The 14,794-nt window shown below is 65.0% G+C and carries 11 protein-coding genes; 10 read left to right on the top strand and 1 reads right to left on the bottom strand.

The window, feature by feature from the left end; translation table 11 throughout:
- The first annotated feature begins 185 nt into the window (after nucleotides 1–185).
- From ISS20_RS18245 to ISS20_RS18225, 5 genes are all read left to right on the top strand, one after another.
- A complete protein-coding gene (locus ISS20_RS18245; RefSeq protein WP_056059145.1) occupies nucleotides 186–1,769 on the top strand; it encodes an ABC transporter substrate-binding protein in 1,584 nt (527 codons plus the stop codon).
- A gap of 128 nt (nucleotides 1,770–1,897) precedes the next feature.
- Nucleotides 1,898–2,809 carry an ABC transporter permease gene (locus tag ISS20_RS18240; RefSeq protein WP_056059141.1) on the top strand — a complete coding sequence of 304 codons (912 nt, stop codon included), beginning with the start codon at nucleotides 1,898–1,900 and terminating at the stop codon, nucleotides 2,807–2,809.
- A 32-nt stretch (nucleotides 2,810–2,841) separates the two neighbouring features.
- A complete protein-coding gene (locus ISS20_RS18235) occupies nucleotides 2,842–3,828 on the top strand; it encodes an ABC transporter ATP-binding protein (protein WP_108626573.1) in 987 nt (328 codons plus the stop codon).
- Nucleotides 3,825–4,838 (top strand): ABC transporter ATP-binding protein, encoded by a 1,014-nt coding sequence (locus ISS20_RS18230; protein WP_291438340.1) that lies wholly within the window; start codon nucleotides 3,825–3,827, stop codon nucleotides 4,836–4,838. The genes ISS20_RS18235 and ISS20_RS18230 overlap by 4 nt, the downstream gene beginning before the upstream one ends.
- A 261-nt stretch (nucleotides 4,839–5,099) precedes the next feature.
- On the top strand, nucleotides 5,100–7,016 hold the full coding sequence (locus tag ISS20_RS18225; RefSeq protein ID WP_291438339.1) for a 5'-nucleotidase C-terminal domain-containing protein: 1,917 nt from the start codon (nucleotides 5,100–5,102) through the stop codon (nucleotides 7,014–7,016).
- Between the two features lie 168 nt (nucleotides 7,017–7,184).
- Here ISS20_RS18225 and ISS20_RS18220 read toward each other — a convergent pair whose 3' ends face one another.
- Nucleotides 7,185–8,141: a LysR family transcriptional regulator gene (locus ISS20_RS18220; protein WP_291438338.1), complete on the bottom strand. Its 957-nt coding sequence runs from the start codon at nucleotides 8,139–8,141 to the stop codon at nucleotides 7,185–7,187.
- A 154-nt stretch (nucleotides 8,142–8,295) separates the two neighbouring features.
- On the opposite strand from ISS20_RS18220, the gene ISS20_RS18215 reads away from it, so the two are divergent.
- The 5 genes from ISS20_RS18215 to ISS20_RS18195 all read left to right on the top strand — a co-directional run.
- Nucleotides 8,296–10,416 (top strand): 3-hydroxyacyl-CoA dehydrogenase NAD-binding domain-containing protein, encoded by a 2,121-nt coding sequence (locus tag ISS20_RS18215; protein ID WP_291438337.1) that lies wholly within the window; start codon nucleotides 8,296–8,298, stop codon nucleotides 10,414–10,416.
- Between the two features lie 124 nt (nucleotides 10,417–10,540).
- On the top strand, nucleotides 10,541–11,716 hold the full coding sequence (locus tag ISS20_RS18210) for an acetyl-CoA C-acyltransferase (protein ID WP_291438336.1): 1,176 nt from the start codon (nucleotides 10,541–10,543) through the stop codon (nucleotides 11,714–11,716).
- A gap of 43 nt (nucleotides 11,717–11,759) precedes the next feature.
- Nucleotides 11,760–12,956, top strand: coding sequence for an acyl-CoA dehydrogenase family protein (locus ISS20_RS18205; protein WP_291438335.1), 1,197 nt, complete (start codon nucleotides 11,760–11,762; stop codon nucleotides 12,954–12,956).
- 10 nt (nucleotides 12,957–12,966) lie between these two features.
- Complete coding sequence (locus ISS20_RS18200) at nucleotides 12,967–14,100, top strand: acyl-CoA dehydrogenase family protein (RefSeq protein WP_291438334.1); 1,134 nt, start codon at nucleotides 12,967–12,969, stop codon at nucleotides 14,098–14,100.
- Between the two features lie 4 nt (nucleotides 14,101–14,104).
- Nucleotides 14,105–14,794 (top strand): oxepin-CoA hydrolase, alternative type (locus ISS20_RS18195; protein WP_291438333.1); only part of this gene is annotated, 690 nt, incomplete at its 3' end.

The raw sequence follows: 14,794 nt of genomic DNA, 5'->3' as shown, positions 1-14,794 counted from the left end.
GTATGACTTTAACGATGACATCCTGCCGCTGGGCGCTGCGCTGCATGCCAGCCTGATCGAGCAGGCCATGCCGCTGCCCGCGCTCTGATCAGGCGCGGGCGTCTGACTTCTCCACGCACACACCGCTCACCCACCGGAAGTCTTCGTACCCTTCCATCCCACCCTTTCACTACCAGGAGATTTCCATGAAATTCCAGAAAAAAGTCGCTGTGACCGCTCTCTTCGCTGCGCTGGCTGCGACGAGTTTGGTAGCTCAGGCACAGACCGTTCGCATCGCCAACCAGGGCGATGCCCTGTCGATGGACCCGCACTCACTCAACGAGTCGCTACAGCTGAGCGTGACCAGCAACGTTTACGAACCGCTGGTGGGCCGCAACAAGGACCTGAGCCTTGCGCCCGCATTGGCTACCAGCTGGAAGCAGATTGCCCCCACCGTGTGGCGCTTCGAACTGCGCAAGGGTGTGCAATTCCACGACGGCACGCCGTTCACGGCCGACGATGTGGTGTTTAGCTTCGCCCGCATGAAGGGCGATGGCTCTGACATGAAGGCCACCAACAGCGACATCAAGCAGGTGCGCAAGATCGACGACCACACGGTCGAGATCGACACCATGGCTCCCCAGCCCATCCTGCCGGACGTGATCACCACGTCCTACATCATGAGCAAGAAGTGGTGCGAGACCAATCAGGCCACAACCCCGGTAGACCGCCGCAAGGGCATCGAGAACGCGGCGTCGTTCCGCGCCAATGGCACCGGCCCCTTCCGCCTGCGTGAGCGCCAGCCGAACGTGCGCACGGTGTTCGTGCGCAATGGCGCTTACTGGGACAAGATCGAAGGCAACGCCACCGAAGTTGTGTTCACGCCCATCGGCAACGATGCCACGCGCGTGGCGGCCCTGCTGTCGGGCGAAGTGGACGTGATGGAGCCTGTGCCCGTGCAGGACATCGAGCGTATCAACGGCAGCGCCAATGCCCGCGCCATCACTGGTCCTGAGCTGCGCACCATCTTCCTGGGCATGGACCAGAAGCGCGACGAGCTGCTGTACTCCAACGTCAAGGGCAAGAACCCCTTCAAGGACAAGCGCGTGCGCCAGGCCTTCTACCAGGCCATCGACATCGAAGGCATCAAGAAGACCGTGATGCGCGGCGCCTCCAACCCCTCCGCGCTGATGGTGGGCCCCGGCATCAACGGCTTCCAGCCGGATGTCAAGCGCCTGCCCTATGACGTCGAAGCCGCCAAGAAGCTGATGGTTGAAGCCGGTTACCCCAACGGCTTTGAAGTCACCATGAACTGTCCCAACGATCGCTACGTGAACGACGGCCGCATCTGCCAGACGGTGGCTGCCAACCTGTCGCGCATCAACGTCAAGATCAACCTCGCGGCCGAGACCAAGGGCACGTACTTCCCCAAGGTGCTGCGCCGTGACACGAGCTTCTACATGCTGGGCTGGACCCCCACCACCTACGACTCGCACAACGCCCTGAATGCGCTGATGATCTGCCCCGACGACAAGACCGGAGCGGGCCAGTTCAACCTGGGTGCGTATTGCAACCCCAAGCTGGACGAACTGACCAAGAAGATCCTGGTCGAGACCGACAAGCCCAAGCGCGATGCCATGATCAAGGAAGCCTTCGATGTGCACACCGCCGACGTGGGGCACCTGCCGCTGCACCAGCAGGCGCTGGCCTGGGGGGTGAGCAAGAAGGTCAAGCTGGTGCAGATGGCCGACAACTACATGCCTTTCAAGTGGATCACCGTGAGCAAGTAATCCTGCTTGTTCCCGCCTGATCGATACGACGACTACAACAACGACAACGCCATCGGCTGATTCAAGCCCGCAACAACACCCGCAGCTACCCGTTGCGCGTGTTGTTGCCTGTTGATTGGTTTCCCACAATGAAAACTACCCTTGCCCGCTGGTTCGACAGCGACGTTGGCTACAGCTTCCGCACATCGCCGGTCGCCATGCTGGCCGCCGCCATTGCGCTGATTTGCCTGTTCTGTTCGGTGTTCGCCGGATGGGTGGCGCCCCACAACCCGTTCGACCTCACCACGCTGGAGCTGAGCGACGCGCGGCTGCCCCCGGCGTGGAGCGAAATGGGCTCCATGAAATACCCCCTGGGCACCGATGACCAGGGCCGTGACATCCTGTCCGCGCTGATCTACGGTGCGCGCATCTCCCTCGTGGTCGGCATTGCCTCGGTGCTGCTCTCCGTGGTGGTGGGTGTGGCCTTCGGCCTGCTGGCCGGTTTCCGGGGCGGCTGGGTGGATGCTGTGCTCATGCGCCTGTGCGATGTGATGCTCTCCTTTCCTGCCATCCTGGTCGCGCTGCTGATTGCTGGCGTGGGCCGTGCGCTGTTTCCCAATGCGCACGAGTCGCTGGCGTTCGGGGTGCTGATCCTCTCCATCTCCCTCACCGGCTGGGTGCAATATGCCCGCACGGTGCGCGGCTCCACGCTGGTGGAGCGCAACAAGGAATACGTGCAAGCGGCCCGAGTGACGGGGGTCCCACCGCTGCGCATCATGCGCAAGCATGTGCTGCCCAACGTGATGGGGCCCGTGCTGGTGCTGGCCACCATCCAGGTGGCCACGGCCATCATCACCGAAGCCACGCTGTCCTTCCTGGGTGTGGGCGCTCCGCCCACTTCGCCCTCGCTGGGCACGCTGATCCGCATCGGCAACGACTACCTGTTCTCGGGCGAATGGTGGATCACCGTGTTCCCTGGTGCCATGCTGGTGCTGATTGCGCTGTCGGTCAACCTGCTGGGCGACTGGCTGCGCGATGCCCTGAACCCGCGCCTGCGTTGAGCCACAACAAGAACAAGAAAAGCGATATCTCCATGAGCCTTCTCGAAGTCAAAAACCTCGTTGTCGAATTCCCGGGCCGCCGCGGTACCCTGCGCGCCCTGGACGACATTTCCTTCTCCATTGCTCCCGGCGAGATCCTGGGCGTGGTGGGGGAGTCCGGCGCCGGCAAGTCACTCACCGGCGCGGCCATCATCGGCCTGCTGGAGCCGCCGGGCCGTGTGGCCTCGGGCCAGATCCTGCTGGAGGGCCAGCGCATCGACAACCTCAGCAATGAGGAAATGCGCCACATCCGCGGCCGCCGCATTGGCGCCATCTTTCAGGACCCGCTGACCTCGCTGAACCCGCTGTACACGGTGGGCCGACAGCTCACTGAAACCATCCTGGCGCACCTGCCGGTCAACGCCGCCGAGGCCCGCCAGCGCGCCATCCAGTTGCTCAAGGACACCGGCATTCCGGCAGCTGAAGAGCGCATCGACCACTATCCGCACCAGTTTTCCGGCGGAATGCGCCAGCGTGTGGTGATCGCCCTGGCCTTGGCGGCCGAGCCCAAACTCATCGTGGCCGACGAGCCGACAACGGCGCTGGATGTGTCCATCCAGGCGCAGATCATCACGCTGCTCAAGAACATCTGCAAATCGCGCGGTGCAGCCGTGATGCTGATCACCCACGACATGGGCGTGATTGCCGAAACCTGTGATCGCGTGGCTGTGCTGTACGCCGGTCGCGTGGCCGAGATCGGCCCGGTGCATGACGTGATCAACAAGCCGTCGCACCCCTACACCAGCGGTCTCATGGCCTCCATCCCCGACATGACGATGGACCGTGAACGTTTGAACCAGATCGACGGCGCCATGCCACGCCTCAACGCCATCCCCAAGGGCTGTGCCTACAACCCCCGCTGCCCCAAGACCTTTGACCGCTGCATGACCGACCGCCCCGACCTGATGGATGCCGGCGCCACCCGCGCTGCCTGCTGGCTGCACGCTGGCGCCACGACCCGCGCCGAGGTGACCGCATGAGCGCCGCCGCAACGAAAAGCAAGGCCTTGGTGCAGGCGCACGACCTGGCCAAGACCTTTGACGTCTCTGCCCCGTGGCTCAACCGCGTGATCGAGCGCAAGCCCCGCACTCTGCTGCATGCGGTGGACGGCGTGAGCTTCGAGATCGAGAAGGGCAAGACACTGGCCCTGGTGGGCGAATCCGGCTGCGGCAAGAGCACCGTGGCCCGCCTGCTGGTGGGCTTGTACGAGCCCACGCGTGGCGGCCTCACCTTCGACAACCAGGACGCCCATGCTGCCTTCAAGGGCAACGATGCCAAGGCCATGCGCCGCCGCATCCAGATGATCTTCCAGGACCCGTACGCCAGCCTGAATCCGCGCTGGCTGGTGGAGGACATCATCGGAGAGCCGCTCAAGGAGCATGGGCTCATCACCGACAAGGAGCAGCTCAAGCAACGTGTGGGCGAACTGCTGCAATCGGTGGGCCTGTCGCCTCTCGATATGGTCAAGTACCCGCACCAGTTCTCCGGTGGGCAGCGCCAACGCATCTCGATTGCACGCGCCCTTGCCACCGAACCCGAGTTCCTGGTGTGCGACGAGCCCACCAGCGCACTCGATGTGTCGGTGCAGGCCCAGGTCCTCAACATCATGAAGGACCTGCAGCGCGAACGGCAGCTCACCTACCTGTTCATCAGCCACAACCTGGCCGTGGTGCGCCACGTGAGCGACCAGGTCGGTGTGATGTACCTGGGCCGCCTGGTAGAGCTGGCCGACAAGCACACGCTGTTTGACACCCCGCGTCACCCCTACACGCGCATGCTGCTCGATGCCATCCCCAAGATGCACGACACCGGCAAGGCCCGCACCCCTGTGCAGGGCGAGGTGCCCAACCCGTTGAACCCGCCGCCCGGCTGCGCCTTCAACCCGCGCTGCCCGCATGTCAATGACCGTTGCCGCACCGAACGCCCCCAGCTCAAGAGCATTGGCGGCATCCGCATCGCTTGTCATGCGGTTGAAGAAGGCCGGATTTGACGCATTACTCCTAAAAATATAGCTGCTTGCGCTTGCTGGATAGGCGCTAGAGGCATATTTGGCTCTTGTATTGACCCTGCCGCCTGTTTACGGGGCAGTGGAGGCGGGCCCAACTGGCCCATTCACAGACACGCCACAGGCTCCTTGATGGAGCCTGTGGCGTTTTTGTGATGCCAAGCTGCGCTCGGGTTTTTCATGCCCCTGTCACGCAGCCTCACCACCCTACAGGCTTTTGCGAAACAACAGTCACAGGGGTCAAACATGAGGATCAGTGGGTGGGAATCCAAGATGCGCCGCGTGCGCGCGGGACTGCTGGCGCTGGCGGTAGCCAGCGCATTGGCAGCGTGCGGCGGGTCAGACAGCGGCGAACAGGGCAAGCCCCTGGAGCTGACCATCCTGCACATCAACGACCACCATTCCACGCTGGAATCCAAGTCCAAAACCCTCAAGCTGTCTGCGGGCGGCGCCGCTGCAGTGGACGTGGCGGTGGACGCCGGTGGCTTTCCGCGCGTGGCGGCTGCGATTGCCGAGTTGGCAGCCAGGTCCCCCCATGTGCTCAAGCTGCACGCGGGCGATGCGCTGACCGGCACGCTGTACTTCAACCGCGCCGGGGCCGACGGCGAGGCCGACGCCGCGATGATCAACACCGTGTGTTTCGACGCTTTCACGCTGGGCAATCACGAGTTTGACAAGGGCGACAGCGGCCTCAAGGGCTTTTTGGACCTGATGCGCAAAGGCACCTGCAAGACCCCGATCCTCAGTGCCAACGTGCAGTTTGGCGCCGCTTCGGCGCTCAACGCCACGCGCGCACCAGGCTACGTCAGCCCTTCTACCGTGGTCGAGCGCGACGGGCAAAAGATCGGCATCGTGGGCCTGACCATTGCGCAAAAGACCAAGGCCTCGTCCAGTCCCGACGCAGACACCACCTTTCAGGACGAAACCGTCGCGGCCCAGCGCGAGATCGACGCACTGCGCGCCAAAGGCATCGACAAGATCATTGTGCTCAGCCACATCGGCTACGACTACGACAAGCAGGTGGCCGCGCGCCTGTCGGGTGTGGACGTGGTGGTGGGCGGCGACTCGCACACCCTGCTGGGCCCCAACACGCTGACCACCACAGGAGTGGGCTCGCCCGCGGGCGCTTACCCCACCCGCATTACCGACAAAGACGGCAAGCCTGTTTGCGTGGTGCAGGCGTGGGAATACGCGCAGGCGGTGGGCGAACTCAAGGTCAGCTTCAACGCCCAGGGCGAGGTCACCCAGTGCGCAGGCACGCCCCACGTGCTGATTGGCGACAACTTCACCATTGGCGGCAAGGCGGCCACCGATGCTGAAAAGGCGGCGCTCAAAGCCAGTGCGGCCGCTTCAGGTGTACTGCGCATCACCTCGCCGGCGCCCGCTGCGACCAGCGTGCTGCAGCCCTTCAAGGACCGCGTCGCCGTTTTCAATCAGACCCAGGTCGCCGTGGTGCCGCAAGAGCTGTGCTCGCGCCGCGTGCCGGGCGGTGTGGGTTCGGTGGACTACAGCCGCTCCAGCGCGGCCTGCAATGCCGAAGGCCGCGTGAGCCTGCGCGGCGGTGACATCCAGCAGCTGGTGGCCGAGGCCTATCTGGATGTGGCCAACCAGAAATATGGCGGTGCGGACATCACCCTGCAAAGCGGCGGTGGCGTACGCATCCCGCTGCAGGGCACCGTGTCTGCTGCGCAGGTGATTCAGGTGCTGCCGTTTGGCAACATGCTGTTCCGCCTGGACATCACGGGCCAGGAGGTCAAGGGCATGCTTGAAGACGGCCTGGAGGCTGTCTACGGCGCGGGTGGGTCCACCGGCCCGTATCCCTACACCGGCGGTTTGCGCTATGACGTCAATGCCAAGGCCACCTTCGGCCAGCGCGTCAGCAACATCGAAGTGCGCAACCCCGCCACCGGCGCCTGGGGCGCTCTGGATGTGGGCAAGTCCTACAAGCTGTTTGTGTTGAGCTTCAATGCCACCGGCGGCGACGGCTACAAGACCCTGGCCGCTGTGCCTGCCGCGCGCCGCCTGGACATTGGCGTGCTGGATGCAGACGTGTTCTTCAGCTACATCGAAAAGCAGGGCAAGGACCCGGCCACCGGGTTGCCGGTACTCAGGCGTCTGCCAACCGAGTTGTACAGCACGCGCAGTTTCAACGGCCCCAACTGACAGATCGTCTGACCCTTGCGCTCTTGGCTCTGTGGCTTGTGTTGGCTCGTCTGGTCCGGCTGATCGACCTTTCAACAACATCAGCCCGTCCACGCTGAGCTTGTCCAAGCGCCGCGCAAGGCTGTGGCAGGCGCGGCTTGAACGGCGTGGCCGATGTGCAATGGCGAATCAGTCGATGGGCAAAGTGACGGGTGAGGGCTGCAGGCCGTGCGCGCCTGCCGCACCGCCTTCCGCTGCCCCCGGCAGCGCCCGCCCCAGCAGGTAGTCAATGCAGGTGCGTACTGCCCGCGTCTGGTGGCGGTTGGGCATGTAGAGCATGAACATCTGCGTGCCAAAAATGCTCAGTCGCCAGTCGTCCAGTGTGGTCAGCACCTCACCGCTGGTCACGGCGTCCTGCACCACGTAGTCGGGCACCAACCCCACACCCAGACCGGCCAGGATGCCCTGGCGCAGGAAGGGAAAGTGCTCCGAGATGATGGTGGGCTCCAGCAACACCTCCTGGCGCTCGTCGCCCCGGTAGCCGCGCAGGCGCAGCTGCTTGCCTACCACGCCCGAGGTGATCACTGGCGCGGCCCGCAGCGCTTCGAAGCTTTGGGGAAGCCCATGCACTGTTGCGTATTCGCGAGAGGCGCACGCGATGTATTTCACGCTTCCCAGGTCGCGCGCGACCAAGGTGGGCGGCGGCTCTGGCATCACGCGGATGGCGATGTCCACCTCGTCGCGGATCAGGTCGTCCACCCGGTTTTCAAAGCGCACGTCGAGCACGATGCCGGGGTACAGCCGCTTGAAGTCGATCATCCAGTCGGACATGACCATTTGCCCGTAGCCGCTGGGCACGCTCAGGCCCACGCGCCCTTGCAGGCCCTGGCCCAGGGTGGCAATGGTCTCGCGCGCGGCGAGCATCTCGTTCTGGATGGCGCGGCCGTGCGCGTACAGGCGAAGGCCCACCTCGGTGGGCTCCACCCGGCGCGTGGTCCGGCGCACCAGTTGCACGCCCACCGACTTTTCCAGCTGGTGCAGGTGGTAGCTCACGTTGGCCCGCGTCATCTTCAGGTTGCGCGCGGCCTGGCTGAGGTTGCCAGCATCGAGGATGTCGACCAGTACGGTGAGGGATGTGAGTTCCATAGCGATGGCAGGGTGAAAGCGCCTGTTTGCGGTAGTTTGTCAAAAGTCTTTTGACAGTCTGTCAATGCACTATGTAATTGTCAAGATAACTTCACGCATCAACAATCACCGGGTCATCAACCGGCACTAGCCACTGACCAGGAGACTTCCCCGCATGGGCGCCGCCATTCCCGCATCTTCCGTTGTCACTACCGCGCTGCATGGCGATGTTCTGGTCGTCACGATCGACAACCCGCCGGTGAACGCCTTGGGCGCCGCCGTGCGCCAGGGCCTGCTGGCGGCGATGCAGCAGGCGCAGGCCGATGCTGCCGTGGCCGCCGTGCTGCTGGTGGGTGCCGGCAAGGCCTTCAATGCCGGGGCAGATATCCGTGAATTTGGCAAGCCGCCAGTCGCCCCGCTGCTGCCCGAGGTTTGCCGCGCCATCGAAGGCTCCAGCAAGCCCGTGGTCGCCGTGCTGCACGGCGCGGCCCTGGGCGGTGGGCTGGAGGTGGCGCTGTCGGCCCACTACCGCCTGGCATTGCCTGCGGCCACGCTGGGCCTGCCCGAAGTGAACCTGGGCCTGCTGCCCGGTTCGGGCGGCACGCAGCGCGCGCCGCGCCTGATGGGCGTGCAGGCGGCCACGGCCATGATGCTCAGCGGCCAGCACCTCAAGGCCCAGGCGGCGCTGCAGGCCGGCCTGGTCGACAAGCTGGTGGAGAGCACCGTCCCGCTGGCGGCGGGCCTTGGCTACGTGCGCGAGCTAATGGCGGCCCAGGCCCCCGTGCGCCGCACGCGCGATCTGACGATTTCTGATCCGCAGGCGGCGCTGGCGTGGCTGGAAGAGCAAAAGGCCGAGACCGCCAAAAAGGCGCGCGGCCTGTTCTCTCCGCTCAAGATCATCGAATGCGTGCGGGCCGCCGTGCAGCTGCCGTTTGACGACGGCCTGACGCGCGAACGCGCACTGTTCATGGAGTGCCTGGACAGCCCGCAGCGCGCCGGCCTGATCCACGCCTTTTTTGCCGAACGCGAGGTCGTCAAGGTGCCCGAAGCCCAGGCCGCACAGCCGCGCCCCGTGGCCAGCATTGCCGTCATCGGCGGCGGCACCATGGGCGCGGGCATTGCCGTAGCCGCGCTGGATGCGGGTCTGCCCGTGACCATGATTGAGCGCGACGCCGAGTCCATTGCCCGGGGCCGTGCCAATGTGGAAAAGGTCTACACCGCCCTGGTGGCCAAGGGCCGCATGACCGAAGCTGCCCAGTCCGCCGTGATGGCGCTCTACACCGGCAGCACCGACTACGCCGACATCGCCCAGGTGGACCTGGTGATCGAGGCCGTGTTTGAAGACATCGAAGTGAAGAAGGCCGTGTTCCGCGAGCTGGACCGCGTGTGCAAACCCGGCGCCGTGCTAGCCACCAACACCTCCTACCTCGACATCGACGCCATCGCAGCATCCATCAGCCGTACCCAGGACGTGATCGGCCTGCACTTCTTCAGCCCCGCCAACATCATGAAGCTGCTGGAGATCGTGGTGCCCGCCAAGGCGGCGCCCGAAGTGGTGGCCACGGCGTTCGAGCTGGCGCGCAAGCTCAAGAAAGTGCCAGTGCGCGCCGGGGTGTGCGACGGCTTCATTGGCAACCGCATTCTGGCCGTGTACAAGCAGGCGGCCGACTACCTGCTCGAAGACGGCGCGAGCCCCTACGAAATCGACGCGGCCGTGCGCGGCTTTGGCTTTGCCATGGGGCCTTTCCAGGTGACGGACCTCGCCGGTGGCGACATCGGCTGGGCCACGCGCAAGCGCCGTGCCGCCACGCGCGACCCCAAGGCGCGCTACGTGGAGATTGCCGACCGCATCTGCGAGCGCGGCTGGTTCGGGCAAAAGACGGGGCGCGGCTTTTACCTCTACCCCGACGGTGCTCGCGTGGGTCAGCCCGACCCTGAAGTGCTGGCCATCGTGGATGCCGAGCGCGCCAAGAAAGGCGTCACACCCCGCAGCTTCAGCGCCGACGAAATCATGCGCCGCTATATGGCCGCCATGGTCAACGAAGGTGCCAAGGTGGTGGCCGAAGGCATTGCCCTGCGCCCGCTGGATGTGGACGTGACCTTTGTGGCGGGCTACGGCTTTCCGCGCCACCGTGGTGGCCCCATGAAGTGGGCGGACATGACGGGCCTCCCCAAGGTGCTGGCCGACATCCGCGAGTTCGCCAAGGAAGACCCGCTGTTCTGGCAGCCCGCGCCGCTGCTCGAAAAGCTGGTGGCCGAGGGTCGCAACTTCGACAGCCTGAACACGGCTGGCTGAACACGTTTGTGCTCCAGGCACAGCGCTGAACGCACTGTGCCGCTGTCAGCACCCGTTATTGAATCATTCCGGCCGGTAGCGCAATCAATATATGCGCTAGCAGCTATTAAATCAGGAGCAAATCATGCGTGAAGCCGTTATCGTTTCTACCGCCCGCACCCCGCTGACCAAGTCGCACCGGGGTGAGTTCAATGCCACGCCCGGCCCGCAGTTGGCGGCCTTTTCCGTCAAGGCGGCCGTGGAGCGCTCGGGCATCGAGCCCGAACTGATCGAAGACCTGGTGATGGGTTGCGGCTACCCCGAGGGCATCACCGGCAAGAACATCGGCCGACAGGCGGCCTTGCGCGCCGGCTTGCCGCTGTCGGTGGCAGGCATGGTGGCCAGCCGCTTCTGCGCGTCGGGTCTGCAGTCGGTGGCCATCGCGGCAGGCCGCATCGTGGCCGAAGGCGTGCCTGCCATGGCGGCGGGCGGGGTGGAGAGCATCTCCGCCATCCGCCCCGGCTTGCCGGGCGACATCGACCCCTGGCTGCAGGAGCACAAGCCTGCGCTGTACATGGCCATGATCGACACGGCCGACATCGTGGCCCACCGTTATGGCATCAGCCGCGAAGACCAGGACGCGTTCTCGCTGCAAAGCCAGCAGCGCACTGCCGCCGCGCAGCAGGCCGGCGTGTTTGCCGACGAGATCGTGCCCTGCACCACGCGCATGATGGAAAAGAACAAGGAGACCGGTGAGGTCACCTACCGCGAAGTGACGGCCACGCACGACAACTGCAACCGCGCCAGCACCACGCTCGAAGGCCTGGCCAAGCTCGAGCCCGTGAAGGGCCCGGGCCAGTTCATCACCGCAGGCAATGCCTCGCAACTGTCGGATGGGTCGAGCGCCTGCGTGCTCATGGAGGCGAAAGAAGCCGAGCGCCGTGGCCTGCAGCCGCTGGGTGCTTTCCGTGGCTTTGCGGTGGCCGGTTGTGAGCCGGACGAGATGGGCATCGGCCCCGTGTTTGCGGTGCCCAAGCTGCTGGCGCGCCATGGCCTCACGGTGCAGGACATCGACCTGTGGGAGATGAACGAGGCGTTTGCCTCGCAGGCCCTGTACTGCCAGCGTCGCCTGGGCATCCCGTCCGAGCGGCTGAACGTGAACGGCGGCGCGATTGCCATCGGCCACCCGTTCGGCATGACCGGCGCACGCCTGGTGGGCCACCTGCTGCTTGAAGGCCGCCGCCGCAAGGCCAAGTACGGCGTGGTGACGATGTGCATTGCGGGTGGCATGGGCGCCGCGGGCTTGTTCGAAATTTTCTGACCCTGCGCAACACCACCGAATCCTGAACTGCAAGCGACCCGATATGGACCTGAATTTCACCCCCCAAGAAGAAGCCTTCCGCGCCGAGGTGCAGGCTTTTCTGAATGCCAAGCTGCCCGCGCGCATCGCCGCCAAGGTCAAGGCCGGGCAGCGCCTGACCAAGGCCGACCAGGACGAGTGGCACGCCATCCTGAACGAGCGCGGCTGGCTGGCCAACCACTGGCCCAAGGAATACGGTGGCCCCGGCTGGGGTGCGGTCGAGAAGTTCATTTTTGACACCGAATGCGCCCTGGCCGGTGGTCCGCGCATCGTGCCCTTTGGCGTGAACATGCTGGGCCCGGTGCTCATCAAGTTTGGTAACGAGGCGCAGAAAAAATACTGGCTGCCGCGCATTCTGAGCGGCGAGGACTGGTGGTGCCAGGGCTACTCCGAACCCGGCGCGGGCTCGGACCTGGCCTCTGTGAAAACTACGGCGGTACGACAGGGTGACCACTACATCGTCAACGGCCAGAAGACCTGGACCACCCAGGGCCAGCACGCCAACATGATCTTCTGCTTGGTGCGCACCGACCGCGAGGCCAAGGCCCAGTCGGGCATCAGCTTCTTGCTGGTGGACATGAACTCGCCCGGCGTGGAGCTGCGTCCCATCCGCACGCTCGATGGCGACAAGGAAGTCAACGAAGTGTTCTTCACCGATGTGAAGGTGCCGGTAGAAAACCTGGTGGGCGAGGAAAACAAGGGCTGGACGTATGCCAAATACCTGCTGACCTACGAGCGCACCGGCATCGCGGGTGTGGGCTTTTGCATTGCCGCGCTGGCCAAGCTCCAGGTGATTGCCGCCAAGGTCATCAAAAACGGCAAGCCGCTGGACCAGGACCCGCTGTTTGCCGCCCGCATGGCCCAGGTCGAGATTGATCTGGAGAACATGAAGACCACCAACCTGCGCGTGATTGCCGCCGTGGCGGGTGGCGGAGTGCCGGGGGCTGAAAGCTCCATGCTCAAGATCCGTGGCACCGAGATCCGCCAGGAAATCCTGTCGCTCATCCGTCGCGCGATGGGTCCGTATGCGCTGCCTTTCATCGAAGAAGCGCAGTACGAAGGCTATGCCGATGAACCCGTGGGGCCGAAGGAGGCAGCGACGGCAGCCGCGAATTACTTCAACTACCGCAAGCTGTCGATCTTTGGCGGCTCCAATGAAATTCAGAAGAACATCATTTCCAAAATGATCCTTGGTTTGTGAGGTTGCCGCGATGAACTTTGAACATACCGAAGACCGCCGCATGCTGGCGGACACCCTGAACCGTTTTGTGGCCGAGCAGTACGGCATTGAAACGCGCAACCACATTGCCTATGGCGACACCGGCATGGACCCGGCGCTGTGGGGCCGCTTTGCCGAGTTGGGCGCGATTGGCGCGCTGTTCCCTGAAGCCGATGGCGGCTTTGGCGGCGCAGGCTTTGACGTGGCCGTGGTGTTTGAAGCCCTGGGCGCAGGCCTGGTGGTGGAGCCGTTTGTGGGCGCGCTGGTGGTGGGCCGGGCACTGGGCTTGGCGGGCAGCGCTGCGCAAAAAGAATATATCTCCAGCATCATCGACGGCAGCACCGTGGTGGCCCTGGCGCACGAAGAGTCGGGCGCGCACTACGCCCTGAACCGTGTGACCACCCGCGCCGTGCGCAATGGCGACGGCTGGCTGCTGACGGGCCACAAGGCTGTGGTGTTGCATGGCGACCAGGCGCAGATGCTGCTGGTGAGCGCGCGCACCTCGGGCGCGGTGGACGATGAAGACGGCATCTCGCTGTTCCTCGTCCCCGCTGATGCCGCACGCCTCACAGGCCGGGGCATGGGCCGCATTGACGGCGGCCGCGTGGCCGAAGTCACGCTGCAGAACGTACAAGTCGGCGCTGGCGCGCTGCTGGGCGCGGAAGGGCAGGGCTTTGCCACGCTGGAACACGCCGTGGGCTGGGGCATTCTGGCCGTGTGTGCCGAAGCGCTGGGTGCCATGGACGTGGCCAAGAAGCACACACTGGAATACCTGCAAACGCGCAAGCAGTTTGGCGTGCCGATTGGCAGCTTCCAGGCCCTGCAGCATCGCATGGCGGACTTGCTGCTCGAAGTGGAGCAGGCGCGCTCGGCCGTCATCAACGCAGCGGCAGCCATGGACAGCACCGACCGCACTGAGCGCGAGCGCGCCCTCTCGGCCGCCAAGGTGACCATGGGGCGCATCGGCGCGCTGGTGGCTGAAGAAAGCATCCAGCTGCATGGCGGCATCGGCATGACGTGGGAGCTGCCGCTGTCGCACTACGCCAAGCGCCTGGTCATGGTGGACCACCAGTTTGGCGATGAAGACCATCACCTCGCGCGCTTCATTGAACTTGGTCGGAGATGAAGCCATGGAGCAGCCACTGCCTCTGCTGCAACGCCGCGAGGGCGCGGTGCTCGTGCTCTCCAACAACAACCCCGCTGCGCGCAATGCGCTGTCGCCCGCGTTCTACGCGGCGCTGACCGCAGCCCTGGCGCAGGCTGAGGCCGACGCCACCGTGGGCGCCATCGTGCTCACGGGCGAGGGCGGGCATTTTTGCGCGGGTGGCGACCTGCGCCAGCTTGCCAAGCGGCGTGAGTTGCCGGTGCAAGAGCGCCGCGCCAAGCTCGAAGGCCTGCACGACCTGATCCGCACTGTGCGCGATTGCCGCAAGCCGGTGATTGCGGCGGTGGAGGGCGCTGCCGCCGGCGCCGGCCTGTCGCTCGCGCTGGCCTGCGACATGCTGGTGGTTGCGCGCAATGCCGTGTTCTCTGTGGCGTACGTGAAAGTAGGGCTCACGCCCGACGGCGGCGCCACGGCCTTCCTGGCGGAGTTCGTGTCGCGCCAGGTGCTGACCGAGCTGTGCCTTACGGGCGAACGAATCTCCGGCGAGCGGCTCCATGCGCTGGGCCCCGTCAACCGCCTGGCTGAGCCCGGCGAGGCCCTGGCCCAGGCCGTGGCCCTGGCCGCGCAGGTGGCCACCGGGCCTGACACGGCCATGGCGAACATCAAGACCCTGTGCCGCAGCGCCTATGCGCAGCCGCTGGCCGATCAGCTGGAG

The sequence above is a fragment of the Acidovorax sp. genome, from assembly GCF_016783915.1.
GTDB lineage: Bacteria > Pseudomonadota > Gammaproteobacteria > Burkholderiales > Burkholderiaceae_C > Acidovorax.
The sequence above is the reverse complement of the archived record's forward strand: the minus strand, read 5'-3'. Positions and strand labels throughout refer to the sequence as shown.

What these genes read in the sequence shown, in the direction of transcription:
- ISS20_RS18245 (WP_056059145.1), top strand. Translation starts at nt 186, where the DNA reads ATGAAATTCCAGAAAAAAGTCGCTGTGACCGCTCTCTTCGCTGCGCTG.
- ISS20_RS18240 (WP_056059141.1), top strand. Translation starts at nt 1,898, where the DNA reads ATGAAAACTACCCTTGCCCGCTGGTTCGACAGCGACGTTGGCTACAGC.
- ISS20_RS18235 (WP_108626573.1), top strand. Translation starts at nt 2,842, where the DNA reads ATGAGCCTTCTCGAAGTCAAAAACCTCGTTGTCGAATTCCCGGGCCGC.
- ISS20_RS18230 (WP_291438340.1), top strand. Translation starts at nt 3,825, where the DNA reads ATGAGCGCCGCCGCAACGAAAAGCAAGGCCTTGGTGCAGGCGCACGAC.
- ISS20_RS18225 (WP_291438339.1), top strand. Translation starts at nt 5,100, where the DNA reads ATGAGGATCAGTGGGTGGGAATCCAAGATGCGCCGCGTGCGCGCGGGA.
- ISS20_RS18220 (WP_291438338.1), bottom strand. Translation starts at nt 8,141, where the DNA reads ATGGAACTCACATCCCTCACCGTACTGGTCGACATCCTCGATGCTGGC.
- ISS20_RS18215 (WP_291438337.1), top strand. Translation starts at nt 8,296, where the DNA reads ATGGGCGCCGCCATTCCCGCATCTTCCGTTGTCACTACCGCGCTGCAT.
- ISS20_RS18210 (WP_291438336.1), top strand. Translation starts at nt 10,541, where the DNA reads ATGCGTGAAGCCGTTATCGTTTCTACCGCCCGCACCCCGCTGACCAAG.
- ISS20_RS18205 (WP_291438335.1), top strand. Translation starts at nt 11,760, where the DNA reads ATGGACCTGAATTTCACCCCCCAAGAAGAAGCCTTCCGCGCCGAGGTG.
- ISS20_RS18200 (WP_291438334.1), top strand. Translation starts at nt 12,967, where the DNA reads ATGAACTTTGAACATACCGAAGACCGCCGCATGCTGGCGGACACCCTG.